The sequence below is a fragment of the Actinomadura madurae genome, assembly GCF_900115095.1.
Classification (GTDB): domain Bacteria; phylum Actinomycetota; class Actinomycetes; order Streptosporangiales; family Streptosporangiaceae; genus Spirillospora; species Spirillospora madurae.
The window spans coordinates 111,805-135,675 of record NZ_FOVH01000018.1; the positions used below are offsets into that span (position 1 = coordinate 111,805).

24 protein-coding genes are annotated in these 23,871 nt (G+C 73.2%); 13 read left to right on the forward strand and 11 right to left on the reverse strand.

What is annotated here, in order from left to right:
* The first annotated feature begins 1 nt into the window (after nt 1).
* Both BM339_RS37680 and BM339_RS37685 read left to right on the forward strand, forming a co-directional pair.
* Nucleotides 2–1,375: a glycosyltransferase gene (locus BM339_RS37680; protein WP_075023988.1), complete on the forward strand. Its 1,374-nt coding sequence runs from the start codon at nt 2–4 to the stop codon at nt 1,373–1,375.
* A gap of 20 nt (nt 1,376–1,395) precedes the next feature.
* Nucleotides 1,396–1,992 carry a hypothetical protein gene (locus BM339_RS37685; protein ID WP_143118758.1) on the forward strand — a complete coding sequence of 199 codons (597 nt, stop codon included), beginning with the start codon at nt 1,396–1,398 and terminating at the stop codon, nt 1,990–1,992.
* Between the two features lie 5 nt (nt 1,993–1,997).
* On the opposite strand, the gene BM339_RS37690 is transcribed toward BM339_RS37685, so the two are convergent.
* From BM339_RS37690 to BM339_RS37710, 5 genes are all read right to left on the reverse strand, one after another.
* Nucleotides 1,998–2,612 carry an acyltransferase gene (locus tag BM339_RS37690; protein WP_075023990.1) on the reverse strand — a complete coding sequence of 205 codons (615 nt, stop codon included), beginning with the start codon at nt 2,610–2,612 and terminating at the stop codon, nt 1,998–2,000.
* Nucleotides 2,609–4,606: a glycosyltransferase family 2 protein gene (locus BM339_RS37695; RefSeq protein ID WP_075023991.1), complete on the reverse strand. Its 1,998-nt coding sequence runs from the start codon at nt 4,604–4,606 to the stop codon at nt 2,609–2,611. Before BM339_RS37695 ends, BM339_RS37690 begins: the two co-directional genes overlap by 4 nt.
* 38 nt (nt 4,607–4,644) lie before the next feature.
* On the reverse strand, nt 4,645–6,450 hold the full coding sequence (locus BM339_RS37700; RefSeq protein WP_075023992.1) for a CDP-glycerol glycerophosphotransferase family protein: 1,806 nt from the start codon (nt 6,448–6,450) through the stop codon (nt 4,645–4,647).
* Between the two features lie 115 nt (nt 6,451–6,565).
* Complete coding sequence (locus BM339_RS37705) at nt 6,566–7,990, reverse strand: bifunctional cytidylyltransferase/SDR family oxidoreductase (RefSeq protein ID WP_033330952.1); 1,425 nt, start codon at nt 7,988–7,990, stop codon at nt 6,566–6,568.
* A gap of 239 nt (nt 7,991–8,229) precedes the next feature.
* On the reverse strand, nt 8,230–9,315 hold the full coding sequence (locus tag BM339_RS37710) for an acyltransferase family protein (RefSeq protein ID WP_083598385.1): 1,086 nt from the start codon (nt 9,313–9,315) through the stop codon (nt 8,230–8,232).
* 162 nt (nt 9,316–9,477) lie between these two features.
* On the opposite strand from BM339_RS37710, the gene BM339_RS37715 reads away from it, so the two are divergent.
* Both BM339_RS37715 and BM339_RS37720 read left to right on the forward strand, forming a co-directional pair.
* Entirely contained in the window at nt 9,478–9,861 is a 384-nt protein-coding gene (locus BM339_RS37715; RefSeq protein ID WP_021599164.1) for a PGPGW domain-containing protein, read from the forward strand.
* A 90-nt stretch (nt 9,862–9,951) separates the two neighbouring features.
* Entirely contained in the window at nt 9,952–10,359 is a 408-nt protein-coding gene (locus BM339_RS37720; RefSeq protein WP_021599163.1) for a hypothetical protein, read from the forward strand.
* Nucleotides 10,360–10,370: 11 nt separating this feature from the next.
* Here BM339_RS37720 and BM339_RS37725 read toward each other — a convergent pair whose 3' ends face one another.
* Genes BM339_RS37725 through BM339_RS37740 form a run of 4 tightly spaced genes read right to left on the reverse strand, consistent with a single transcriptional unit; the run spans nt 10,371 to nt 13,725 of the window.
* Nucleotides 10,371–11,222, reverse strand: a complete 852-nt coding sequence (locus BM339_RS37725) for a fumarylacetoacetate hydrolase family protein (protein ID WP_075023993.1) — start codon at nt 11,220–11,222, stop codon at nt 10,371–10,373.
* The gene (locus tag BM339_RS37730) at nt 11,219–12,088 is read right to left on the reverse strand and encodes a fumarylacetoacetate hydrolase family protein (protein WP_021599161.1); all 870 of its coding nucleotides are present in this window, start codon (nt 12,086–12,088) and stop codon (nt 11,219–11,221) included. The genes BM339_RS37725 and BM339_RS37730 overlap by 4 nt, the downstream gene beginning before the upstream one ends.
* Entirely contained in the window at nt 12,088–12,876 is a 789-nt protein-coding gene (locus BM339_RS37735; protein WP_075023994.1) for an SDR family NAD(P)-dependent oxidoreductase, read from the reverse strand. The genes BM339_RS37730 and BM339_RS37735 overlap by 1 nt, the downstream gene beginning before the upstream one ends.
* A 54-nt stretch (nt 12,877–12,930) precedes the next feature.
* Nucleotides 12,931–13,725: an SDR family NAD(P)-dependent oxidoreductase gene (locus tag BM339_RS37740; RefSeq protein ID WP_143118759.1), complete on the reverse strand. Its 795-nt coding sequence runs from the start codon at nt 13,723–13,725 to the stop codon at nt 12,931–12,933.
* Nucleotides 13,726–13,805: 80 nt separating this feature from the next.
* Here BM339_RS37740 and BM339_RS37745 point away from each other — a divergent pair, with 80 nt between their 5' ends.
* Genes BM339_RS37745 through BM339_RS37765 form a run of 5 tightly spaced genes read left to right on the forward strand, consistent with a single transcriptional unit; the run spans nt 13,806 to nt 17,286 of the window.
* Complete coding sequence (locus BM339_RS37745) at nt 13,806–14,600, forward strand: IclR family transcriptional regulator (RefSeq protein WP_021599567.1); 795 nt, start codon at nt 13,806–13,808, stop codon at nt 14,598–14,600.
* Nucleotides 14,597–15,148, forward strand: a complete 552-nt coding sequence (locus BM339_RS37750) for a carboxymuconolactone decarboxylase family protein (protein WP_075023995.1) — start codon at nt 14,597–14,599, stop codon at nt 15,146–15,148. Before BM339_RS37745 ends, BM339_RS37750 begins: the two co-directional genes overlap by 4 nt.
* 44 nt (nt 15,149–15,192) lie before the next feature.
* The gene (locus tag BM339_RS37755) at nt 15,193–15,810 is read left to right on the forward strand and encodes a TetR/AcrR family transcriptional regulator (protein ID WP_021599569.1); all 618 of its coding nucleotides are present in this window, start codon (nt 15,193–15,195) and stop codon (nt 15,808–15,810) included.
* The gene (locus BM339_RS37760; protein WP_021599570.1) at nt 15,807–16,007 is read left to right on the forward strand and encodes a ferredoxin; all 201 of its coding nucleotides are present in this window, start codon (nt 15,807–15,809) and stop codon (nt 16,005–16,007) included. Before BM339_RS37755 ends, BM339_RS37760 begins: the two co-directional genes overlap by 4 nt.
* Nucleotide 16,008: 1 nt before the next feature.
* Nucleotides 16,009–17,286, forward strand: coding sequence for a cytochrome P450 (locus tag BM339_RS37765; RefSeq protein ID WP_021599571.1), 1,278 nt, complete (start codon nt 16,009–16,011; stop codon nt 17,284–17,286).
* 11 nt (nt 17,287–17,297) lie between these two features.
* Here the strand turns inward: BM339_RS37765 and BM339_RS37770 are convergent, their stop codons facing one another.
* Nucleotides 17,298–18,188 carry a LysR family transcriptional regulator gene (locus tag BM339_RS37770; RefSeq protein WP_021599572.1) on the reverse strand — a complete coding sequence of 297 codons (891 nt, stop codon included), beginning with the start codon at nt 18,186–18,188 and terminating at the stop codon, nt 17,298–17,300.
* An 82-nt stretch (nt 18,189–18,270) separates the two neighbouring features.
* Here BM339_RS37770 and BM339_RS37775 point away from each other — a divergent pair, with 82 nt between their 5' ends.
* The 3 genes from BM339_RS37775 (at nt 18,271) to dacB (ending at nt 21,746) form a co-directional block, all read left to right on the forward strand.
* Nucleotides 18,271–18,996, forward strand: a complete 726-nt coding sequence (locus BM339_RS37775) for an SDR family oxidoreductase (protein WP_021599573.1) — start codon at nt 18,271–18,273, stop codon at nt 18,994–18,996.
* Nucleotides 18,997–19,077: 81 nt separating this feature from the next.
* Nucleotides 19,078–20,121: a maleylacetate reductase gene (locus tag BM339_RS37780; protein WP_075024033.1), complete on the forward strand. Its 1,044-nt coding sequence runs from the start codon at nt 19,078–19,080 to the stop codon at nt 20,119–20,121.
* A 62-nt stretch (nt 20,122–20,183) separates the two neighbouring features.
* On the forward strand, nt 20,184–21,746 hold the full coding sequence (gene dacB, locus BM339_RS37785) for a D-alanyl-D-alanine carboxypeptidase/D-alanyl-D-alanine endopeptidase (RefSeq protein ID WP_075023996.1): 1,563 nt from the start codon (nt 20,184–20,186) through the stop codon (nt 21,744–21,746).
* A gap of 14 nt (nt 21,747–21,760) precedes the next feature.
* On the opposite strand, the gene BM339_RS37790 is transcribed toward dacB, so the two are convergent.
* Nucleotides 21,761–23,128: a hypothetical protein gene (locus tag BM339_RS37790; protein WP_052357378.1), complete on the reverse strand. Its 1,368-nt coding sequence runs from the start codon at nt 23,126–23,128 to the stop codon at nt 21,761–21,763.
* A 236-nt stretch (nt 23,129–23,364) separates the two neighbouring features.
* On the opposite strand from BM339_RS37790, the gene BM339_RS37795 reads away from it, so the two are divergent.
* Nucleotides 23,365–23,844 carry a GNAT family N-acetyltransferase gene (locus tag BM339_RS37795; RefSeq protein WP_021596390.1) on the forward strand — a complete coding sequence of 160 codons (480 nt, stop codon included), beginning with the start codon at nt 23,365–23,367 and terminating at the stop codon, nt 23,842–23,844.
* Nucleotides 23,845–23,871: the final 27 nt, after the last annotated feature.

Genomic DNA, 23,871 nt, shown 5'->3' on the forward strand with positions numbered 1-23,871 from the left:
AATGACCGGACACCGTCCGCGCCTGCTGTATCTCGCCTTCTACTTCCCGCCGTCCCGCGCCAGCGGGGTGTACCGCCCGCGGGCGACCGCCAACCGGCTGACCGAGCTGGGCTGGGACGTGACCGTCTTCGCGGCGCCCCTGGCGTTCCTGTACGGCACGCTCGACTCCGTCGACGACGAGCTGCTGGCGACCGTCGACCCGCGGATCACGCTGGTGCGGCCGGAGCTGAACCGGTTCGCCTGGCAGACGGACCTGCGCGAGTACAGCGGGTTCCGCGGGGCGTTCCCTCAGCTCGCCCAGTCGCTGTACACGTGGGGCCAGAAGCACGTCTTCCCCGAGCACTACGCGTCCTGGGCGCGGGCCGGTGTCGCGCGGGCGCTGCGGATGCACGCGCGGAGCAGGTTCGACGTCGTCCTCGCGACCGGGAACCCGTTCGCCTCGTTCGCCGCGGCCTGGCTGTTCCACCGGCTGACCCGCACCCCCTACGTCATCGACTACCGGGACTCCTGGACCCTCGACCAGTTCACCGAGGAGCCGAGGTTCGGGGACGGGCATCCCGCGTGGCGCTGGGAGCGGCGGGTGCTGAGGTCGGCGGCGGCGGCGCTGTTCGTCAACGACGCGCAGCGCGCCTGGCACGCCGAGCGCCACCCCCCGGCGGCCGGGCACATGATGACCGTCCTGAACGGCTGGGACGCCGACACGCTCCCGCGGATCGCCGAGCCGCCCCCGGCCGCACGGGCGGGAGAGCGGGCGCCCCGGTTCGCCTACGTCGGGACGGTGACCGACCAGCAGCCCATCGAGGCGCTGGTCGAGGGCTTCGCCCGCGTCCGGGAGCTTCCCGGCCTGACGGACGCCGTCCTGGACTTCTACGGGTACTTCGGCTTCTTCAAGAACACCGACCGGCGGCTCCGCAAGCGGTTCGCCGCCGCGGCGGACGGTGCCGAGGAGGGCGACGACCGGGTCCTCGCGCCGGGGGTGCGCTACCGGGGCCCGGTGTCGAAGACCGCGCTCGCCGGGGTCTACCAGGGCTCCGACGTGCTGGTGTTCCTCAACGGGGGCGGGCGCTACGTGACGTCCGGAAAGATCTTCGAGTACATGGCGGCGGGACGGCCCGTCGTGTCGGTCCACACGCCCGGGTCGGCGGCCGAGGAACTCCTGCGGGACTACCCGCTGTGGTTCAACCCGGGCGGGCTCGACCCGGCCGGCATCGCCGCCTCGATGGCCGCGGCGGCGAAGGCGGCCGCGGGCCTCGACGAGCGGCAGGTGGCGGAGGCCCGCTCCTACGCCGACCGCTTCGAGCGGAACGTGACCCTGGAGCCGCTCGTGGAGCGGCTCACCGACCTGGCCGCCCGCGGGCGCGCCGTGGCCAGGTGACCGCGATGGGAGGCGGTGACGTGGGAGACGGTGACAGGGGCGACGCGGGAGCACCTCGGGTGCTGGTCCTGGCCATGGACCCCGGGCTGACGATGGACCCCGATCCCGCCGTGTCCGCCAAGCGCCAGTACGCGCGCATCATCGGGCTGGCCGGCCACTTCGCGGAGGAGGAGGGGGCCGAGGTCCACCTGGTGACGGCCGAGGGGGACGGCTGGCGGGATCTGGACGAGCGGGTGCGCCTGCACCGGCTCGACCGGGCGGAGGCCGGGCATCCCCTGCCCTGGCTGGAGCATGCCCTCGTGGTCAGGGCGCCGCGCCTCGTCCTGCGGCCGGTGACGCGGCTCGGCGGTCCCGGAGCCCGGCTGAGCCGCGTGCGGAGCCGCGCCTCCCGCGGCGTCCACCGGCGGCTGTTCGTGCCGTTCTACCGGCACGTCCGGCCGCTCCTGCTGGCCCGCCTCGCGCAGCGGCGCCTGCTGCGCGAGATCGGCACCGACCGGCTCGCCCGCGTCATAGTGATGGACCGGACGTCGGTGCCGCTCGGCCGGCGGCTGGTGCGCCTGCACCCGCACGTCACCGTGACGACGCGGCAGGACCGGAGCCTCGACGCCAGGCCCTGACCGGATCAGCGCTTCTCGATGAGGACCGTCGTGCCGGGGGCGCCGTCCGCGGGCACCTCGGCGTAGCGCTCGCCGGTCCGCGGGCACTCCCACGTCCCGTCCGGGCACTCGGCGAGCCGGGCGCCGGCGCGGCCCACCCAGCCGATCCGGCGGGCGGGGACGCCCGCGACCAGGGCGAAGTCGGGGACGTCGCGGGTGACGACCGCGCCCGCGGCGACCATCGCCCAGCGGCCGACGCGGACCGGCGCGACGCACACGCTGCGGGCGCCGAGCGAGGCGCCCTCGGCGACGTGCACGCCGACGGCCTCCCAGTCGGCGCCGCGCTTCAGCCTGCCGTCCGGGTCGACCGAGCGGGGCTCCCGGTCGTTGGTGAGGACGACGGCCGGGCCGACGAACACGCCGTCCTCCAGCACGGCGGGCTCGTAGACGAGGGCGTGGTTCTGCAGCTTGACGTTGTCGCCGATGCGCACGCCCGCCCCGACGTAGGCGCCGCGTCCCACGATGCAGCCCGCGCCCAGCCGGGCACCCTCGCGGATCTGGGCGAGGTCCCACACGGTCGTGCCGTCGCCGAGCTCGGCGCTCGGGTCGACCTGGGCGCTCGGGGTGATCCGGTGGGTCATGGGCCGCCTTCCTGGAGGTCGCGATCATTGTCCCGGGTCCGGAGCCGGATCGCGAGGCCCCGGCGGGCGCGTCGCAGCCGTGCCCTCATCGGCACCGTGACGTGCACGGTCAGCGGGTTCCGGTCGAGCCGGACGTGCATGCGGCGCGGCGGCACCAGCGACGCGCCCATCGGCCCGAGCGTCCCGGCGCCGTCCCCGAGGCGGACCGGCACGGGCGCCCCCACGCCGTCGATCTCGAAGGACGCGCGCCAGGGACCGGGCCGGGCGCCGGCGAGCGAGACGTCGGCGCGGCGGCGGGCCGGCTCGTCCGGATCGGCGGCCAGCGGCGCGCGGAGCACGGTCTCGTCGCCCGGCAGCCGGAGCAGCAGGCTCATGCGCGGCGGCGGGCCGGACGCCAGCACCGGCGGCGGTTCGGCGAGCACCCGGAGGCGCCGCCCGGGACCCCGGCGCAGCTCGACGCCCGCGAGGTCGGCGGAGGTGAGGCCGCCGCCGACCTCCAGCGCGAGCGTGCCGCGCCCCCGGCCGGGCAGCGGGCGGACGAGGCGCCAGCGGCCGTCCGCCTCGACCAGGCAGGCGCGCGGGACGCTCATCCCCCGAGGCTTGACCACCTCGACCGTGAGGATGTGCCCGTCGAGGACGGCCTCCAGGCCCATCGTCCAGCGGCCGTCCGCCCAGGCTCCGGACGCCGGCGCGACCGTCGCGGTGAAGGTCGTTGCCCGCCCCTCTCCGGTCAGGTCGCCGGGGGCGGTCGTGCAGCCGATCCGGTGGCGGACGCCGCCGCTCTCCACGACCAGATGGACGTCCGGTGACCCCTGGTCCACGTCCCGGATCACGACCGTCCCGTCGATCCTCAGCCCGGAGCCGTCCCAGGCGACGCCGGTCAGCGCGGACTTCAGCCTCGGTGACGTCTCGTAGCACGTGTCCGGAATGCCCGTGGTGCCGTCCCGGAAGAAGGGGTACCGGGCGTACGCGCGCCCCGCCTCCAGCAGCACGGCCGGGCGGACCCCGTTCCGGTGGAAGCGCAGGACCCTCTCCAGCTCCTCGACGAGATCGTGCCGCAGGCAGTGGGCGAGCACCCGGCGCATCGGGTTGTAGCGGGCCAGGAGGCCGGGGGTGAGCCAGGTGTCCAGCAGGTCGCGGCTCCCGGTGAGGGCCACCTTGCGCTCTTCGGCGGAGGAGTCGAGGTAGAGGCGTTCGAGCCGGCCGAACACCTCCAGCTGGAGGTAGCGGTGGTGCAGGCGCTCCCGCAGCTCCCCCGGCTCGGTGTGCTCGGCGACCAGCGCCATCGCGCGGTGGGCGATCGCGTGGACGTCGGCGGTGGACGCGCCGCCGACCTGGGTGCTGCTCGTCCCGTCCGCCCTGGCGGCCCAGAGGTAGCAGTCGTAGTCGGCGAGGATGGAGACGCCGCCCGCGTTCAGGTACGCGCCGGCGGTGAAGAGCTGGTCCTCGTGGGAGAGCAGCCCCTCGGTGAACCGCAGCCCGGCCCGCTCGACCAGCGAGCGGCGGAACAGCTGCAGGGCGGCCATGGACATGCGGGGGAACAGGTCGCAGTCCGGGTCGAGCACGTGGGTGCGCTCGATGGTGCGGTCGAACACCTTCGGCACCCTGCGCCCGCCCGTCCCGACCTGCTTGCCGAGGACGACGTCGGTGCCGTTGCGCTCCGCCATCGCCGTCATCCGCTCCAGCGCCTCCGGGCCCAGCCGGTCGTCGGCGTCCAGGAAGAACACGAACGTCCCGGACGCCAGCTCCAGCCCCCGGTTGCGCGGCGCGCCCGCGCCCCCGGAGTTCGGCTGGTGGACGACCGTGAGCCGGTCGTGGGCGCGGGCGAGCCCGTCCAGCAGCTCGCCGCCGCCGTCGGTCGAGCCGTCGTCGACCGCGATGATCTCGACCTGCTCCGCCGGCAGGGTCTGGGCGAGGACCGACTCCAGGGCGCCGCCCACGGTGTCCCGGCAGTCGAAGACCGGCACGATCACGCTGACCAAGGGGTGCGCCATGGGCCCTCTACCGTCGGAGTCCGGATGTGGCCACCACTCTAGGCCGGGCCCGGGGCCCCGGTGATCGCCGGGTCGGCCGTGCCGTGCAGGGTCGCGCGGGGCCCGGCCTCCGCCAGCGCCTCGACGGCGGCGGCGAACCGCGTCATCGCGTCCGGGTGCTCGGGGCCGAGCAGGTAGTCGCGCAGCGTGCGCCGCTCCGCGGCGAGGGGGTCCGCGCCGGGCGTCGTCGCGACGGCGAGGATGTCGGCCAGCTCGGCGCAGGCCGGGCCGAGCAGGTAGGCCGCCGACGCGGACGGGAACTCGGCCCGGAAGACCGTCTCGTCCATGCCCTCGGGGTTGGTGACCACGTACGGCTTCAGGCTCGGGATGTAGTCGGAGATGACGCTGGAGATGTCGGTGACGAGCATGTCGGACCGGTTGAAGCACTCGTAGAGGGAGGCGTCCGCGCCGGTCACCACCTGGTGCGCGCCGCCGTCCCGGTTCGCCTCCTCGATCATCCGCACGAGCCGGGCGTGCACGGCGCCCGCCCGCGGCAGCCGCCGGCCCGTGTAGGGGTGCGGCCGGTAGATCACGCGCAGCCGCGGGCCCTGGTCCAGCAGGGTGCGGACGATCCGCTCGCCCATGGAGAGCAGCGAGCTGTAGCCGTGCTCGTTGTCCCAGCCCTCCCAGGTGGGGGCGTACAGCACGGTCGGGACGGGCCCGCCGGACGGCTCGGTGGTGATCTCGCCGAGCTGCGGGCGGCCCACCTCGACGATGGCCTCCTCGCGGACTCCGGCGTCGGAGTTGCGGTAGCGGTCGCGGCCCGCGGGCCCGGCCACCCAGACCTCGTCGAAGACCTTGCTGACCGGGTTGGAGCTCGGCCCCTTGTCGCTGTCGCCGTGCCCGACGAACACGTGCTTGATGTGCTCCTCGCGGAGCAGGTGCAGGTTCTTGCCGGTGTTGCCCGGGTACAGCGCGACCTTCACGGTGCCGAGGTCGAAGTTCATCATGTCCTCGGCCTTCGTGACGCACAGCACCGGCAGCCTCGTCGGCGCGAGCGCCCCGACGACCTCCGCGGACCGGACGAGCACCAGCGCCTTGCGGTCGAGCCGCTCCAGGGCGTCCAGCCACATGTTGGCCTGGTAGACGGTCGCGGGCGGGCCGGTGAAGTACAGGACGACCTCGGGCCGGTAGCGGTCCACGAGGTCCTGGACGTCGCGCCCGACGTGGTCGGCGGTGAGCAGCGTGCGCATCCGGCGCAGCCGCCCCGCCTGGCCCGCGTGGGCGGCCACCGCCGCTGCCGTGGTGGCGAGCAGCCCGCCGGCCACCAGCGCGGGAACGCCGGTCATCAGGCCGGCGACGCCGAACAGGAGGGGGAGGAAGTCGGCCCGGCTCTCCAGAAGCCCGATGAGGCGCGTCTGCCACTCGGGCAGCTCGCGGGGGAGCGCCGGCTCGTTCGGCCCGAGGTTGCGGGAGACGAACGGGAGCCGGTTGGCGCGGCGGACGGCGACCGCGCCCGCGAGCGCCACGGCCCTGATCCAGTCGAGGAGCACGAACCCGGCCGCCGCCAGCGTGATCGTCGGGGTGCCGGCGTCCTCGTCCTGGACGAGCAGCAGCACGAAGGCGGCCTGCCGGGCGAGCACCCGGGCGCCCGCGGGCATCTGCCCCCAGCGCAGCGCGCGTGCCGCGTCCGGCGTCACCCGCAGGACGGCCTGCTCGGCCAGGTAGCACAGCACCATGGCGCCGAGGAAGAACGCGGGGGAGCCGGACGCCCCCGCCACGGTCAGCAGGATGAGCATGACGGGAAGGGACAACACCGTCGAATAGCGCACGAGCGTCGAGTACCGGGAGACGAGTCGCCGCACGGCACACCTCCGTCTGGTCGGCACGGCCTGTCGAGGCCGGGAGGGGTGGGAGAAGGGGAGGGCCGGCCGGGGCGCCCGCGTGCCGGGCGCCGCCCGCCGGGCGGGGGGAGCGGGCTCAGCCGGCGCGAACGGCGGCGAGCGGGTCCTCGCGGCGCACGTCGACGACCTGCCCGGTCAGGCCGGACAGCAGGACGTTCAGCGACGTCCTCGCGACCTGGTCGGCGCTGAGCAGGGTGTGCGGGGGCTCCTGCCCGAACGCGGCCGTCCGCATCGGGGTGCTGGTCCGCTCCGGGTTGATGCAGTTGATCAGCACCCCGTCGGCGGACCACTCGTCCGCGAGGGCCTGGGTCAGGTTGACCGTGGCCGCCTTCGCGGACGAGTAGAGGCTGTAGTCGGCGCGGCCGCGCGTGTACGAGCTGGACGTGTAGAGCAGCAGCCGTCCGCCGGTCTTGGCGAGGTACGGGAACGCCGCGCGCGCGATGTGGATCGGCGCGAGGTAGTTGACCCGCAGCGCCTCCTCGACCGCCTCGGAGCCGATCGTGTCGAGCCGGCCGATCCGCAGCACGCCCGCTGTGTTGACCACGTGGTCGACGCGCCCGGTCGCCCCGTAGGCCTGCGCCAGCGCGGCGGCGACGTCGTCCGGCCGCTCCACGTGGGTGCGGGTGGTGCCGCGGCTGTAGCCGAAGACGCGGGCGCCGTACCCCCGGGCCAGTTCGGAGACGGCGGCGCCGATCCCCTGGCTGGCGCCGAACACGACCATCGTCTTGCCGGCGAGCGCCCCGGCGTACTCCTCCTCGGACAGGTCGGGGGCGTCGGACGAGGCGAGCTGGAACAGCTTGTCCGCGACGAACATGTCGACCGGCGCGGTGACCTTCATGTTGTGCTCGTCGCCGGGGACGACGTGGATCGGCGTGCCGGGCAGGTAGCGCAGCACCACCGAGCAGTCGTCGGTGGCCTCGAACGCCTCGTCCCGCCACGCCTTCTCGTAGGCGGCGCGGATGGTGGCGAGCCGGAACCCCTGCGGGGTCTGCCCGCGCCGCAGGTTCGACCGGCGCGGCACGTCGACGATGACGTCGTCCTCGACCTGGATGATCGTGTCGGCGGAGGGGATGGCGACGTCCACGGCCCGGTGCTCGCGCAGGGCGGTGACGCAGTCGTGGATGATGCGCTGCGACAGCAGGGGGCGCACCGCGTCGTGGAAGAGGACGCTGGTGGTCTCGCCGGGGTGGTCGGCGAGGGCGTCGAGGGCAAGCTGGGTCGTCGCGTTCCTGGACGTCCCGCCGGGGAGCACGGCCGTGACCTTGGTGCAGCCGGCCTTCCGGACGCACTCGGCCGCGTCCTGGAGGAATCCGGGGTTCATCAGGACGAGGATCTCGTCGATGTCCGGGGCTTCTTCGAACACGCCGAGCGTGTGCTCCAGAATCGTTTTTCCTGCAATTCTCAGGAGCTGCTTGGGGGTGCTGAGCCCCATCCGCTGCCCGCTGCCGCCCGCCAGTACGACGGCGACGATGCGATGTTCGCCCTGCGATGCCTTGACCAATGCGACCGTCCTTCTTCCACATGGCATGCCGAAACGACGTGCCAATCGAACGTGTTGCAGTCGACCTGTGGGATCTGAAGGGGCGCGAGTAGCGCAGCGGTCGCAGGGCTGACGACCCACACAGGGAGAGAACTGCGGCCCACAGTACCCGGGCCTCTGGGAATTTGCGGGAAATTCAGTGATCTTGAAGTTTGCCGTTATCTTCCCGTTATCTACCGGGACGGTCAGTGACCTACTGGTCACATCCTGCTGAACAATGGCCGCGGATCGGGTTCGACGGCCCAGCGCGTCACCCGCCGGACCGGTTTCGTGCTCAGCAGCGTGACGGCGGCGAAGCAGGCGGCCACCACCGACAGGACGCCGGGGACGGTGTCGAACCAGGCGAGGTCGTTCCACCCCTCGAACGTGAAGAGCCGCGTCAGGAACCCGTGCAGCAGGTAGCCGTACAGGGTCGCGGCGCCCAGGTCGCTGTACCAGGTGCGGCGGGACGGGACGACGGCGAGGAACGCCGCGATCAGCGCCGCGGCGGTGGCGAGCAGCGCCAGCCGCATCACCGTGCCGGTCAGCTCGTCCACCCCGAGCTCGGCGTTGGAGGTGTCCCAGTTCAGCCAGCGCGCGTTCATGCGGTCGTGGGTGAGAAAGGCGAGGCCGAATCCGGCCACTAGGGCAACCGCCCCCGCGACGCGTGCGGCCGGACGCCGGAGGCGCGCCAGCAGCTCCGGCGACAGCGTCAGCCCGAGGACGTAGAACGGCACCAGTCCCAGGATCCGGTACAGGTCCAGCGTGCTGCCGATGTCGGTCATGTAGCCGAGGAGGCAGACGAGCACGGCCGTGGCCAGCGGGTACCTCAGCCTCCGCCAGACCGAGGTGAGCAGCCGCCACACGAACAGCGCCAGCAGGAACCAGGTCAGGTAGTACGGGTCCAGGACGTCGACCTTGAACTCCCGGCCGCCCACCGCCCAGGCGAACAGGCTGTAGGCGCACTGGAAGACCAGGTACGGCGCGAGCGTCGAGCCGACGAGCCGGGCGACCTTGTCGTCGGTGAGCGTGAACCGCTTGGACAGGTAGCCGCTGATCATGACGAACAGCGGCATGTGGAACAGGTAGAAGAAGTTCCAGATCGCCGCGGCGAACGGGACGTCCCGCAGGCCGGAGAGGCCGTGCCCGCCCGCGACCAGCAGGATCGCCAGGAACTTGGCGTTGTCCAGGTGCGGGTCGCGGCCCCGCGGTGCCGGAGCGCCCCCCGGCGGCTTCTCCTCCAGGCGCCCGGCGGATCGTCCCACCGCCGGTGCGGCCTCGGCGGACGCCTCAGATGTCTGTGTCATGGAGGAACTCGGTCATGGAGAACTCGAATCCGCGGGGTGGGCTGTGGAGCATATCGCGCGATCTAGACCTAGCGTTGTAACCGCAGGGGCGTGCGCGGGGTACGACCCTGCCTGGACGGAGGACGCGCATTGGGGTACGGGAGGAGCACCAAACGCGGCTTGGTGCTGGTCGGCGGGGGTGCCGTACTACTGACGGGGGTCGCGCTGCTGGTACTGCCCGGTCCCGGGCTGCTGCTCGTGCTGGCGGGGCTGCTGATCTTGGCGCGCGAGTTCCCGGCCTTGGACAGGTACGTCGAGCCCGTCCAGGAGCGGGCGATCCAGGCCGCCGAGGAGAGCGTGACCTCGTGGTGGCGGCTCACGGGGTCGATCCTGACCGGGCTGGCGCTGATCGGGGCGGGCGTGGCCTGGGGACTCGTCCCCGAACTGCCGCTGAGCGGGTGGAGCACCGGGTCGGGTCTCATCCTGTCCGGGCTCATCCTGTACGGCCTGTTGCTGTGGAGCCACCGGCGGGTCAGGGCCCGCCGAGGCCGTGACCCGGTCGTGTGATGGCCGGGTCTTGCCGAAATGTTCCGGACGGTTGATCCGGCGAGCGGGTATCACCGTGCAATGGGTATGGGCATACTTCTTCGACTTCTCGTGGCCGCCGGACTGGCGGCCGACGCGATCGTGCACTGGCGATTCGCGCCTGACATGGCCCCCGGGCCCAACACGCCGGACGACGTGATCCCCGGGGACGACCTGTTCCGCGCGCAGGCCATCGCGGCGGCGGTGGCGGCGGTGCTCGTCCTCGTGTGGGCGAGCAAGTGGACGTACGCGCTCGCGTTCGTCGTGGCGGCCAGCGCGGCCGGCGCCGTGCTGCTCTACTACTTCGTCGACTTCGGGCAGCTCGGCCCGATCCCGCGGATGTACGACCCGTCGTGGTACGCGGACAAGACGATCAGCTTCGCGGGGGAGGCGATCGCGACCATCGCCGCGCTGGTCGGCTTTTTCACGGTCGGGAGAAAGGAGCGCGCGGAACCGCGGTCGGGCGCCCACGTCGGATGACCTCGCCCGCGTCACCGGTCGTCCGGTGCCGCGACGAACCGCTGGGTGAGCCGGCCGACGCCCTCCAGTTCGCTCACGAGGACCTCGCCCGGGCGCAGGAAGCGCTTCGGGGTGCGGGCGTTGCCGACGCCGGACGGGGTCCCGGTGAAGATCAGGTCGCCGGGGTACAGCCGGCACACCCGCGACAGCCGGACGAGCAGCTCGGGGACGTCGTAGATCATCTCCGACGTCCGCGCGCTCTGCACGGTCGCCCCGTCCAGGGCGCAGGAGATGGCCAGGTCGGACGGGTCGCCGAACTCGTCCGGCGTGACCAGCCACGGGCCGGTCGGGCCGAAGCCCGGGTACGACTTGGCCAGGCTGAACTGGGGCCTGGCCCCGGCGAGCTGGGAGGTCCGCTCGGACAGGTCCTGCCCGAGCGTGAGGCCCGCGACGTGGTCCCAGGCGTCCGCGCGCCGGACGCCGGAGGTCTCCCGGGACACCGCGACCACCATCTCGACCTCCCAGTCCACGGTCCCGGTCGGCAGCTCGACCTCGCAGACGGGCCCGGCCAGGCAGCTGGGGAACTTGGTGAAGGTGACGGGCGCCGAGTCCGGCGGGTATCCGGCCTCGCCGGCGTGCGCGGCGTAGTTGACGCCGATCGCGAACACCTGGGCGGGCCGGGGAACCGGCGGCCCGAGGTCCTCGACCGCGAACGGTGCGCCCCCGGAGCCGTCCCGCGTCGCGGCCCAGTCGCGGAACGCGTCCCACTCGGCGAAGACCGCCTGCGGGTCGGCGGGGAACCGGCCGCCGCTCGCCTCGGCGACGTCGACGGCCGCGCCGCCGTCGACCAGGACGAGGCGGCCGGCGAGGTTGGCGGTCCTCACCAGCCCACCCGTTCCGGTGCGGGCTCGCCGTGGGCGTCCTGCCAGGAGACGACGGGGTTTCGGAGCGTGCCCACACCCTCGACCCACGCCTCGACGACGTCGCCGGGACGCAGGTAGAAGTCGAACGGGTCCGGCTGGACGGCGGCGACGCCCGAGACCGTGCCGGTCGTGATGAGGTCGCCCGCGCTGTAGGTCTGCGGCGAGTGGTAGGCGACCAGGTGCGGGATCGACACCCGCATCTGCCGGGTATGCCCCGTCTGCCGGGTCTCCCCGTTCACCCGCAGCTCCATGGCGAGGTCCTGCATGTCGTCGATCTCGTCGGCGGTGACGATCCACGGGCCGATCGGGCAGAACGTCTCGATGGCCTTGCTGAACGAGAACACCCCCGACTCCATCTCGCGGCGCTGGATGTCGCGGGCCGTGACGTCGTTGAAGACGGTGAACCCGGCGATGTGCTCCAGCGCCTGCTCAGGGCCGAAGAACTTACCGGGCTTGCCGATGACGACGGCCAGTTCCAGCTCGTAGTCCAGTTCCCGGGTGAGGTGCTCGGGGTAGACGATCGGGTCGTCCGGGCCGATGATCGCGTCGACGTTCTGGAAGAACACGATGCCCTTGTGCACCGGGTGTGACCAGTTGACCGCCTGCAGCTCCTCGTGGTGGTCGGCGAAGTTGCCCGCGGTGTGGAAGAACTTCTTCGGGCGGATCGGCGGGCGGAGCCGGACGTCCGCCAGCTTGAGCCGCTCCCCGGTCTCGCCGGCCGTCCCGCCGCGCTCGAAGAACGCCCGCGTGGACGGCACGTCCAGCTCGATGACGTCGTCGCCGTCCAGCCGGCCGACCCGTCCCTCGTCGAAGGTGATCAGTTTCATCAGGCGCCGACCATGTTGAAGCCGCCGTCGGCGAGCATGTAGGCGCCCGTGATGTGCGCGGCGTCCTCGGTGGCCAGGAACAGGGCGGTGCCCGCGACCGCCTCGGGCGGCGGGATGGTGCCCATCGGCGTCTGCGCGATCAGCTTCTCGCGGCGCCCCGACTTCCAGTCCTCGCGCTCCAGCGTGGCGCCGGTCTCCATGAAGCCCGGCGCGAAGGTGTTCACGCGGACGGACGGGGCGAACGCCGCCGCGTACGACTTGGTGATGCCGAGCAGCCCGTACTTGGCGGCGGCGTACTGCGGGGCCCGCGCGCTGCCCCGCACCACGACCGTCGACCCGATGTTCACGATCGCGCCGTGGCCCTGGTCGAGCATCCGTGAGCCGAACTCGTGCGTCATGAGCAGGGTGCCCTTGACGTCCACGTCGATGACGCGGTCCAGCGACTCCTGGGTCAGCGCGCGCCACGACATCTGCTCGGTCGCCACGTCCCCGACGTTGTTGACCAGGACGTCCAGGGTGCCCGCCTGCGCGAACGCCTCGTTGGCCAGCCCGCGGATCGCGTCCCAGGACGAGATGTCCGCCTGCACGACGAACGCCTCGCCGCCCGCCTCCCGGACGCGGTCCGCCGTCCGCTCGGCGCCCTGCTTGGAGCTGTTGTAGTGCACCCCGACCCGGGCGCCCTCCCGCGCCGCGCGGACGGCGATCTCCGCGCCGAAGCCGGTGCCGGCCCCCGTGACCAGCACCGTCTTCCCGGCGAACCTGGGGAAGATCTTCTGCTCCGTGCTCATATGCCTTCTTCCTGTGGTGTCGATATGCGGGGGCGGCCCGCGCCCCGGAAACCTTCAGACCAGCGTGCGTCCGCCGTCCACGTACATGACGTGGCCCGTCATGAACGCCGCGTGCGGGGAGGAGAGGAACAGGACCGGGCCGACGACCTCGGCGGGCGTGCCGAGCCGCCCGGCCGGGACCAGCCGCACGAGGTCCTCCCGGACGCCGGGCCGGGCGAGGTGGCCGGCGGTCAGCGCCGTCTCGACGTAGCCGGGCGCGACCGCGTTGACCGTGACGCCGTGGCACGCCCACTCGGCCGCCATGACCCGCATCATCTGGTTCATCCCGCCCTTGGACGCGGCGTAGGGCCCGTGCCTCTTGTGCGCCAGGTGACCGGACACCGAGGACAGGAGGACGATCCGCCCGCCGCCGGCCTCGACCATGTGCCGGCCCGCCGCCTGCGCCGCGCCGAACGCGGTGGACAGGTTGGTGCGCAGCACCCGGTCCCACTCGGCCTCGGTGAACTCCAGGATCGGCCGCCGGTCGTTGACGCCGACGCAGTGCAGGAGCACGTCCAGGCCGCCCATCCCGTCCACCGCGTACCGGACGGCGGCCGCGCCGGCGCCCGGTTCGGTGAGGTCGGCGGCGCGCGTGCGCGGCCGGGTGCCGTCCGGCCCCGCGGGCAGGGCGGCCAGCCGCTCGGGGTCCCGGTCGACCACGGTCACGTCCGCGCCGGCGTCCAGGTACCCGCGGGCGCACTCCGCGCCGATCCCGCCCGCGCCGAGGACGAGCACCCGGGCGCCGCGGAGCCCCAGCCAGCCGGCCGCCGCGCCCGCCGTCGCCTCGGTCGCGGAAGACGCCTCAGCCACTTGCGCTCCCTCGCTTTCGCCAGTACTTTCACTCTATAAAAGTAACTTTTACTAGCCAAGAGTATGGAGGGGGACCTCTCGTGACGTCAAGCGATCGGGGCGCGGGCGACCGGTCGCGCTACCACATCGCGGCGCTCGCCAAGGGGCTGCAGGTGCTGAGCCTGTTCGAGGGGGCGACGCTGTCCCTGCGCACCAGCGACATCGCCGCGCTGACCGGCATCCCGATGCCCACCGCGTTCCGGATCGTCTCCACGCTGGAGGACCTCGGGTACCTGGAGCGGCGGCACGACGGGTCCGTCCAGCCCGGGGTGAAGGTGCTCACGCTCGGCTCGGCGGCCATCCGGGGATCGAGCCTGGTGCAGCTCAGCGACCGCCCCCTCCGGCTGCTCGCGGAGGCGACGGGCGAGACCGTCAACCTCGGCGTCCTGGTCGAGGACCGCGTCCTCTACCTCGCCCGGCTGCGCAACGCCGACCTGGTCACCGCCAACGTGCACGTGGGCTCGACCCTGCCCGCGACCTACACCTCCATGGGCAAGGTGCTGCTCGCCTACCTGCCCCGGGAGGATCTGGAGCGCCGCGTCACGGAGGCGTCGTTCACGCCCGGCGCGGGGCCCAACGCCGTCACGGGCCCGGACGAGCTGTATCCGCAGCTGGACCAGGTCCGCCGCAACGGGTACGCCGTCCAGGACGAGGAACTCGCGCAGGGCCTGCGGTCGGTCTCGGTTCCGGTGTTCGGCGCCGGCGACGTCCCGGAGGCCGCGGTCAACGTCGCCGTGTCCGCGCAGCGGTGCTCGGAGCACGACCTGCGCGGGGACATCCTCGAACGGCTGCGCGAGACAGCCGCCGACATCACGACGAGACTGAGGACGCGATGACACGCCGCCACGCATTCACGCCCGCCGAACTGGAGGGGGACCGGCTGACCCTCTACCGGTCGATCACCGAGGGGCCGCGCGCCCGGGGTCCCCGGCTGTTCGACCTGGTGTCGGAGTCGGGCACCCTGCTCGGGCCGTTCAACGAGTTCCTGCTGAACCCGCCGCTCGGCGACGCCCTGCAACGCCTCGGCGCGGCCGTCCGCTACCAGGGCTCGCTCTCCGGGCGGGCCCGCGAGATGGCGATCCTGGTCGTCGCCGCGGCCTGGGACTGCGCCTTCGAACGCGCCGCCCACGAGGCCGTCGGGCGCGCGGCCGGCCTCACCGAGGACGAGCTCGCCGCCATCGCGGCCGGGGCCCCGCCGGACCTCGCCGACCCTCGCGAGGCCGCCGTCCTGCGCCTCACCCGGGCGCTCGTGGGCGGCGACGTGGACGACGAGACCTGGGCGTCCTGCGTCCCGCCGCTGGACCGGGAGACGGTCTTCGAGCTGACCACGCTCGTCGGCTACTACTCCACGCTCGCCCTCCAGTTGCGGACATTCCGCGTCTGAGGCGGACCCTTGACCCATCAAATGAATAATCGTTTAATTCCCTCATGGGACGCATCGCGGGCGTCACGCGGGCGGAGACGCGCGAGCGGCTGCTGAGCGCGGCGGCCGACGCGTTCGCCCAGCGCGGCTACGACGGGACGCGCGTCGCCGACATCGCGCGGGCCGCGGGCGTGAGCAACGGCGCCCTCTACGCGCATTTCGGCTCCAAGGCGGAACTGCTGGTGGCCGCGCTGCGCGTGCACGGGAAGCGGCTGCTCGCCGAGCTGTTCGCCGCCGACCCGGACCGTCCGGTCATCGACCTGCTGCTCACCATCGGGCGGGGCCTGCCCCACCGGCAGGAGCCCCGCGCCCACCTCGTCGTGGAGGCGCTCGCCGCGGCCCGCCGGGACGAGGACGTCGCCCGGCCCATGCGCGACTACGTGGGCGAGCGCGCCGGCTGGCTGGCCGGCCTGATGGACATCGCCCAGGCGGGCGACGAGATCGACCCGGCGCTGTCACCGAACGCCCTCGCCCATTTCTGCCTGCTGCTCGCGCTGGGCGCCGCGCTCGTCCCGGCGGACATGCACGAGGTCGGGGACGAGGAGTGGGCCGCGCTGCTCACCCGGGTCGTGGCGGCGTTCGCGCCGCCCGCCCCCACACCCCAGGCGGGAGGACCACAGTGAAGGTGCGGATCGATCCGGAGCGCTGCCAGGGCCACGGCCGGTGCTACGACCTGGCCCCCGCCGTGTTCGGCGAGGACGACGAGGGCTACGGGACGGTCCTCGGCGACGGCGTCGTCCCCGAGGACGGCGAGCACGACGCGCGCCTCGCCGTCGCGAACTGCCCGGAACGGGCGATCGACGTCCTCGGGGAGGGATGAGATGGCCGCCGACGACCGCTTCGCCAAGAGCTTCGAGGAACAGCGGGAGAGCCGCCCGGAGGGCACCCGCAACGAGGTCGTCACCGGCCCGGTGGCCGACTGGGCGACCGACTTCTCCCACCTGGAACCGGAATGGGCGGCCGACCCGTATCCCATCCAGGACGACCTGCGGTCCCGCTGCCCGGTCGCGCACACCGGGCGGTTCGGCGGCGGCTGGCTGCCGACCCGGTACGAGGACGTCGCGGCGGTCGCCTACGACACCGAGCGCTTCACCTCCCGCTCGGTCGTGATGAGCAACTTCCGCCCCCCGCGCGAGGTGGCGCCGGTCGGCGTCACGCCGCCGATCTCGTCCGACCCGCCGTTCCACCACGACGCGCGCAAGCTGCTGCTGCCCGCGTTCACCAAGTCGGCGGTGCGGCGCCTGGAGCCGGCGACCCGGGCCTTCTGCCACTCCCTCATCGACTCCTTCGAGGGCCGGGACACCGTCGACGCCGCCCAGGAGTACGCCCAGCACATCCCGATCCGCGTCATCGCCGACATGCTCGGCTTCCCGCCGGAGGACGGCCCGAAGTTCCGCGAGTTCGTCGAGAACACCCTCGAAGGGGTCAACCTCCCGCCGGACGAGCGCATCGCCCGCATGGACACGCTCTTCGACTACCTCCTCGACCAGATCCGCGACCACGTCGCCCACCCGCGCGACGACCTGACCAGCTACCTGATCGACGCCGAGCTGTACGGGCGCAAGCTCGACCCGTCCCACGTCTCCGGGACGATGGCGCTGCTGCTCATCGCCGGGATCGACACGACGTGGAGCGCGATCGGCGCGTCCCTGTGGCATCTGGCGAAGACCCCGGCCGACCGGGAGCGCCTCGTCGCCGAGCCGTCGCTGCTGCCCACCGCGATGGAGGAGTTCCTGCGCGCCTACGCGCCGGTCACGATGGCGCGCCTGGTGCGCGAGGACACGCGCTTCGGCGGCGTCGACATGAAGGCCGAGGACTGGGTCCTGCTGTCGTTCCCCGCGGCCAACCGCGACCCGGCCCAGTTCGACCGGGCGGGCGAGGTCGTCATCGACCGGGAGGTCAACAGGCACGCCGCGTTCGGCCTCGGCATCCACCGCTGCCTCGGCTCCCACCTGGCCCGCATGGAGCTCCGGGTGGCCCTGGAGGTGTGGCTCGAACGCGTCCCGTCCTTCACCCTGGACGACCCGTCCGCGGTGACCTGGGCCGCCGGCCAGGTCCGCGGCCCCCGCACCCTCCCCGTCCGCCTCGGCTCCCGGTAGGCCGCCACGCTTCAGGTGGACGGGCTCGGCTCGGCGTTCGGGTGGACCGGCTCGTGGTGGGTGTGGAGGCCGGTCGCCACCCGGACGAGGGCGGCGAGGGGCTGGGAGCGGCTGTGCGGGGGCCAGGCGATCACCGTGGTCACCAGTGGGGCGTCCAGCAGCGGGACGGTGGTGAGGCCCTCGTGCAGGTGGGTCCGGACCGACTCCGGCAGGACCGCCGAGGCCCGGCCGAGGGTGATCAGTTGCAGCAGTTGCGCGTGGTCCCGGACCGCCGGGCCGGGGCCGTCGGCGTACGTGCCGTCGAGACCGGGCCAGCGGGGCAGCGGCAGGCCGGGCAGCGCGGTGACGTCGGCCATGCGCAGGTGAGGCTCGGCGGTGAGCGGGTGCCCGGACGGCAGGACGATCACCTGGCCCTCCGTGTGGAGCTCCTCGGTGTCGAAGCCGGCCACCGAGTCGAACGGCCGGTGCAGCAGCGCGACGTCGGCCCGGCCGTCCCGGAGTAGCCGCTCCTGCTCGCCGGGGCCGCACAGGAGCACCTCGACGGTGACCGCGCCCGGCTCCGCGGCGTACGCGTCGAGCAGTTTCAGCAGCAGCTCGCTGGTCGCCCCGGCCTTGGAGACCAGGACAAGACCCGGTTCGGCCTGCGCGGCGCGGCGCGTGCGGCGGTCGGCGGCCGCGATCGCGTCGAGGGCGGCCCGCCCTTCGCGGAGCAGCACCGATCCGGCCTCGGTGAGCGCGACGGTGCGGTTGGTCCGCTCCAGCAGCGTGACCCCGAGCCGCCGTTCGAGCTGGCGGATCGCCCGCGACAGCGGCGGCTGCGCGATCCCGAGGCGCTCCGCCGCGCGGCCGAAGTGCAGTTCCTCGGCGACGGCGACGAAGTACCGCAGCTCCCGCGTCTCCATGACCGTCACGATACCCGCGAGGTATCACGGCCTACTCAGACGGTGTTGGAGCCCTCGCCCCGGGGGCGCGCAGGATGAACGCATGAGCGAAAAGACGATCGCGCTGGTGACCGGCGCGAACAAGGGGATCGGGTACGAGATCGCGGCCGGCCTGGGCGCCCTCGGCTGGAGCGTCGGCGTCGGCGCCCGGGACGCGGAGCGCCGGGAGGCCGCCGTGGAGAAGCTGCGCGCGGGCGGCGCCGATGCCTTCGGTGTCCCGCTGGACGTGACCGACGACGCGAGCGTGGCCGCCGCCGCGGAGCTGATCCGGGAGCGGGCCGGGCGGCTCGACGTGCTGGTCAACAACGCCGGCGTGACCGGCGGCGCGCCGCAGGAACCCACCCGGGTCGCCCCCGAGACCATGCGGACGGTCGTGGAGACCAACGTGATCGGCGTCATCCGCGTCACCAACGCGATGCTGCCGCTGCTGCGCCGCTCGTCCTCGCCGCGGATCGTGAACATGTCCAGCAGCGTCGGCTCCCTGACCCGGCAGACCACCCTCGGCGCCGAAACGGGCCCGATCGCGGCCGCCTACTCGCCGTCGAAGACGTTCCTCAACGCCGTCACCGTCCAGTACGCGAAGGAGTTGCGGGACACGAACATCCTGATCAACGCGGGCTGCCCCGGTTTCTGCGCGACCGACCTCAACGGCTTCCGCGGACACCGCACCCCGGAGCAGGGCGCGGCGATCGGAATCCACCTCGCGACCCTCCCCGACGACGGCCCCACCGGCGGGTTCTTCGAAGACGACGGCCCGATCCCCTGGTAACACCCGCCGCCCCGCTCCTGGACGCGGGACGGTTCCGGCGGCTATGAGAGAACGCATGACTCTCCTTTTCGTGTGGTCGGCATGAGCGGCGGCGGTGCGGTGTCCGTTCACGAGACGCTCGCGGTGCGCGTGGTGATCGGGCCGGGGGCGGTCGAGCGCGTCGGCGCGGAGGTCGCGCGGCTCGGGGAGCGGCGGGTGCTGCTGGTCGCCACCCGGTCCGCCGCCGGCGCCGCCGACCGGGTCGCGGCGGCGCTGGGGCCGCGGCTGGCGGCGCGGTTCGACCGGCCGGCTCCGCACACGCCGGTCGCCGTGACCGCGGAGGCCATGGGGCTCGCCGGGGACGCGGACTGCGTCGTCGCGATCGGCGGCGGGTCCGCGATCGGGCTCGCCAAGGCGCTGTCGGCGCGGACCGGAATGCCGCAGGTCGCCGTCCCGACCACCTACGCGGGCTCGGAGATGACGCCCGTCCTCGGGGAGACCGAGGACAAGGTGAAGACCACCCGCCGCGACCCCACCTTGGCGCCGGGCACGGTCGTCTACGACCCCGGCCTCACGCTGGGCATGCCGCCCGGACTGACCCGGACCAGCGCCATGAACGCGCTCGCCCACGCCGTCGAGGCCCTGTGGGCGCCGGACGCCACGCCGGTCACCGACGCGCTCGCCACCGAGGCCTTCGCCGGCATCCTGGGCGCGCTGCCCGGCGTGCTGGACGACCCGTCCGGCCTCGAAGGCCGGGCGCGCCTCCAGTCGGCCGGGTGGCTGGCCGGGATCTGCCTCGCGCAGACCCGGATGGGCCTGCACCACCAGCTCGCGCACGTTCTCGGGGGCGCCTTCGACCTTCCGCACGCCGAGCTGCACACGATGCTGCTGCCGCACGTGATGGCGTTCAACCTGCCGTCGGCGCCCGCCGCGGCCGCCCGGCTGGCGCGGGTGACCGGGCCCGACCCGGTCGCCGCCGTCGCCGAGCCGGCCCGCGCCCACGAGGGGCCGACGCGCCTCTCCCAGCTCGACGTGCCCCGGGGGAAGCTGCCGAGGGTCGCCGAACGGGTGGTGGCCGAGCCGTACCCGAACCCCCGCCCCCTCGACGTCGCCGCGGTCACGGAGCTTCTCGACGCCATGTGGTGAGCCATGCCCGTTCGCGCCGTTCTCCTGTATTGGAGTTGATCAATGCCCTACGATCGCTCTCCATGCGTGGACCATTGGTGCGAATCACGTCCGTCCTGCTCGCCGGATCGTCGGTGCTCGCGGCACCGGCGGCACACGCCCAGGTCACCGCCGCACCGGCGGCGGCGCCGGCCGCCGCGCCGGGGGATCTGGGCAAGGACCTCGACGCCATCCTCGCCGACGAGCGCCTCAAGGGCGCCACCGTCGGAGCCGTGGTCCGCGACGCGAAGACCGGGGCCGTCCGGTACGCGCGGGGCCCGAAGAACGCGGTGCTGCCCGCCTCGAACCTGAAGATCTACACCTCCGGTGCGGCGCTGTCGCTGCTGGGCACCGGGTACCGGTTCCGGACGAGCGTGTACGCGGGGAAGGTGGCGGGCTCGTCCGTCAAGGGCGACCTGTACCTCAAGGGCACCGGCGACCCGACGATGAAGGCCGCCGACTACGACCGGCTCGCCGCCCAGGTCGCTGCGCGGGGCGTCAAGCGCGTCGAGGGCGACCTGGTCGCGGACGACTCCTGGTTCGACGCCGTCCGCGTCCCCTCCCACTGGGACCCCACCGACCTGCAGTACTACTACGCCGGCCAGACGTCCGCGCTGACCGTCTCGCCGAACGACGACTTCGACGCCGGCTCCGTCAACGTGACGGTGGCGCCGGGCGCCGAGGGCGAGCCGGTGAAGGTCGCCCTCGCCCCCGCCACCCATGTCGTCAAGATCGACAATCGTGCGGTGACGGGCGCGCCGGGCTCGGCGTCCACCCTGTCGGTCAACCGGGACAACGGGACCAACACCATCGTGGTCAGCGGCTCCTACCCGGCCGGCGGCTCGACGTACAGCACGCTGCGCACGGTCGAGAACCCCACCATGTACGCGGCGGACGTCTTCCGCACCGCGCTGAAGGCGCACGGCGTCCAGGTCGGCGGCACGACCGAGCGCGGCCGGACGCCCAAGGGCGCCGCGCGGCTCGCCACCCGCGCCTCGATGCCGCTGTCGCAGCTGATGACCCCGTTCCTCAAGCTCAGCAACAACATGATCGCCGAGACGCTGGTCAAGGCGATCGGCCGGGCGAAGAGGAACAGCGGAAGCTGGACGGCGGGCCTGCCGGTGATCGAGAAGTACGTCCGCGGCCAGGGCGTCCCGGCCGCGCGGCTCGACATGGCCGACGGGTCGGGCCTGTCCCGCAGCAACCGCACCACGTCGCAGGACCTGAGCACCGTCCTGACGAAGGCGCAGAAGGCCCCCTGGTACTCCACCTGGTACGCCGCGCTGCCGATCGCCGGCGACCCCGACCGCCTGGTCGGCGGGACGCTCACCTCGCGGATGCGCAACACCCCGGCGGCGGGCAACGTGCACGCCAAGACCGGCACGCTGACCGGCGCCACCGGCCTGTCCGGCTACGTCACCGACCAGGCCGGGAGCAGGCTGGTCTTCTCCGTCGTGCTCAACGGCTACCAGGGCGCCGCGCCCAAGGACATCGAGGACAAGATCGCCATCCGGCTGGCCGGGGGAGACCCCGCCGCCGCGACCCGGACGCTGCGCACCGCGCAGACCGGGCCGCAGCTGGAGTGCTCCTGGATCAAGCGCTGCTGAGCCGCCGTCGCTGACTACTTCTCGCCCCCGGGAACGTACAGGCGGATGTCGTCCACGTACGCCTCCCCCTCGTAGTAGTTCAGGTGCGGGTCGCCGATGATGAACGAGTCCGGGTAGGCCGAGCCCTTCGGCCACGCGTGCTCCGTCGTGTACGTCCCGGCGGGGCCCTTGTGGACGAGCCTGCGGTCGAACCTGCCGTCGTACTCGCCGGGCGTCTGGTTGTAGTGCCAGATCGGGCGGCCGTTCTCCACGAAGTCGTGGTGGACGCGCAGCGTCCGCTGCCCCGAGTGCAGGAACGGCCCGCTCATCTCCAGCGTGTACCCGGTGCGGTCGCGCTCGATGGCGAACCGGTAGGCGGCCTTGGGCAGCAGCTCCGGACGGATCTCGGCGCTGGTCAGGTGGCCCTCGAACTTGCCGCCCGGCCCGTAGCGCTGGTCCATTGACGCGTTCCCGCAGGCGGTCTTGGCGTAGTACTCGTTGCTGATGTTGTTGTTGGCGGCCTCGCGGAACCGGTCGCCGCGCGGGAACAGCGCGTTGACGCCGTTGAAGGTGCCGTCGAACGTCCGGTACATCCGGCGGGTCTTCGGGTTGCAGGTCGCGGCGTTCTTCCAGCGGGCGTCGTCGCTGTAGTAGCCGTCCATGATGACCTTGCGGCGGAAGTGGATGCCGGGGTTGCCGTGCGGCGCGGGCGTCGCGTAGTCGAGGATCGTCAGGTAGTAGAAGCCGTTCTCCCTGGTCACGTCCGGGTACTGGCAGCGCTTCTTGCCGGGGATCGCGCCCTGGAACGTCCACGGGTACCGGGTCTTGCAGGGCTCCCGGGTGTAGCCGTTGTGCCGGCCGTTGTAGTCGAACGTGCCGTGCCGCTTGCCCCCGAAGTCGATGCCGCGCAGCGTCATCTCCACGCGGTAGTGCCGGGGGAGCGGGCGGGTGGGCCGGATCAGCACCCCGGCGTCCCAGCTCGGCTCGGAGATCCGCGCGACCCTCTGGCCGCCCGGCAGCGAGGCCCTGGAGACCCCGGGACGGGAGTCGGGGCGCCCGTCCCTGTCCTTGTCGACGGCCGCGACCTCGGCGGTGAGCCACCCCTTCCGCCCGAACGCGACGCGCTTGCGGAACACGTTCAGCGTGTCGAGCCGCCGCTGGAACCGCCGCCCGCTGATCTTCTTCCAGGCCTCGCCGTCGTCGTCGAACGCGTCGACGTGCCACGGGCTGCGCGGCCCCTGCGGGTCCAGGCGCCACGCCGCGCCGTCCACCCGCAGCGGGCGGTCGAACCCCTCGCGGGCGACGAGGACCCACCTGTCCTCCGCCCGCGCCGGCCATGCGGCGGAGACGGCCGCCACCGCGACCGCCCCGGCCGCGGCCGTCACCTTCCCGCGTGCCCTCATGGCGCGCCTCCCCCCGAACACAACCGCGCCGCGCCCGGTCGGCGCGGCTCGCACGGACCCTACGGCCGCCCGGCCGCCGCCGGAGGCGGCTCGACCCGTCCTGGACGACCTCTTGCCCGCGCCCTTAACCCGCCCATGCGCGTCCGGGTAGGTCATTGACCGGGGAACTCCGGCATGCCTAGCGTGTCACTGGCGTAACCGGCTATGTCAGTGACGACAGGGGGAGGGTGAGGGCGATGATCCTGCGCGCCGCACGACCGGACGACGTGCCGCGGCTGGCTCCGCTCTGGCGGGCGGCCTGGCTCGACGGGCACGTCGGCCATGTGCCGGACGAGCTGATGGCGGTCCGCGGGCCGGAGCACTTCGAGGCCCACGCGGAGAAGTACGCGCCGTCGACGGTCGTCGCGGTCGACGTGGAGGACCGCCTGCTCGGGCTGATCATCCTCGGGGACGACGACGGCGAGGTCGTCCAGCTGGCCGTCGACCGGTCCGCCCGCGGTGGGGGCGTCGGCGGGGCGCTGCTGCGAGCCGCGGAGGAGCGGTTCTCGGGGCGGCACTCCGAGGCGTGGCTCGCGGTCGTGCCGGGCAACACGCGGGCGCGCCGGTTCTACGAGTTCCACGGATGGCGCGACACGGGGCCGATGACCTACTCGGCGCCCACGGCGACGGGCCGCGTGGACGTTCCCGTGCACCGGTACGTCAAGCCCCTCGGATGACGACGCCGAGGCCTGGCTATTGACGAT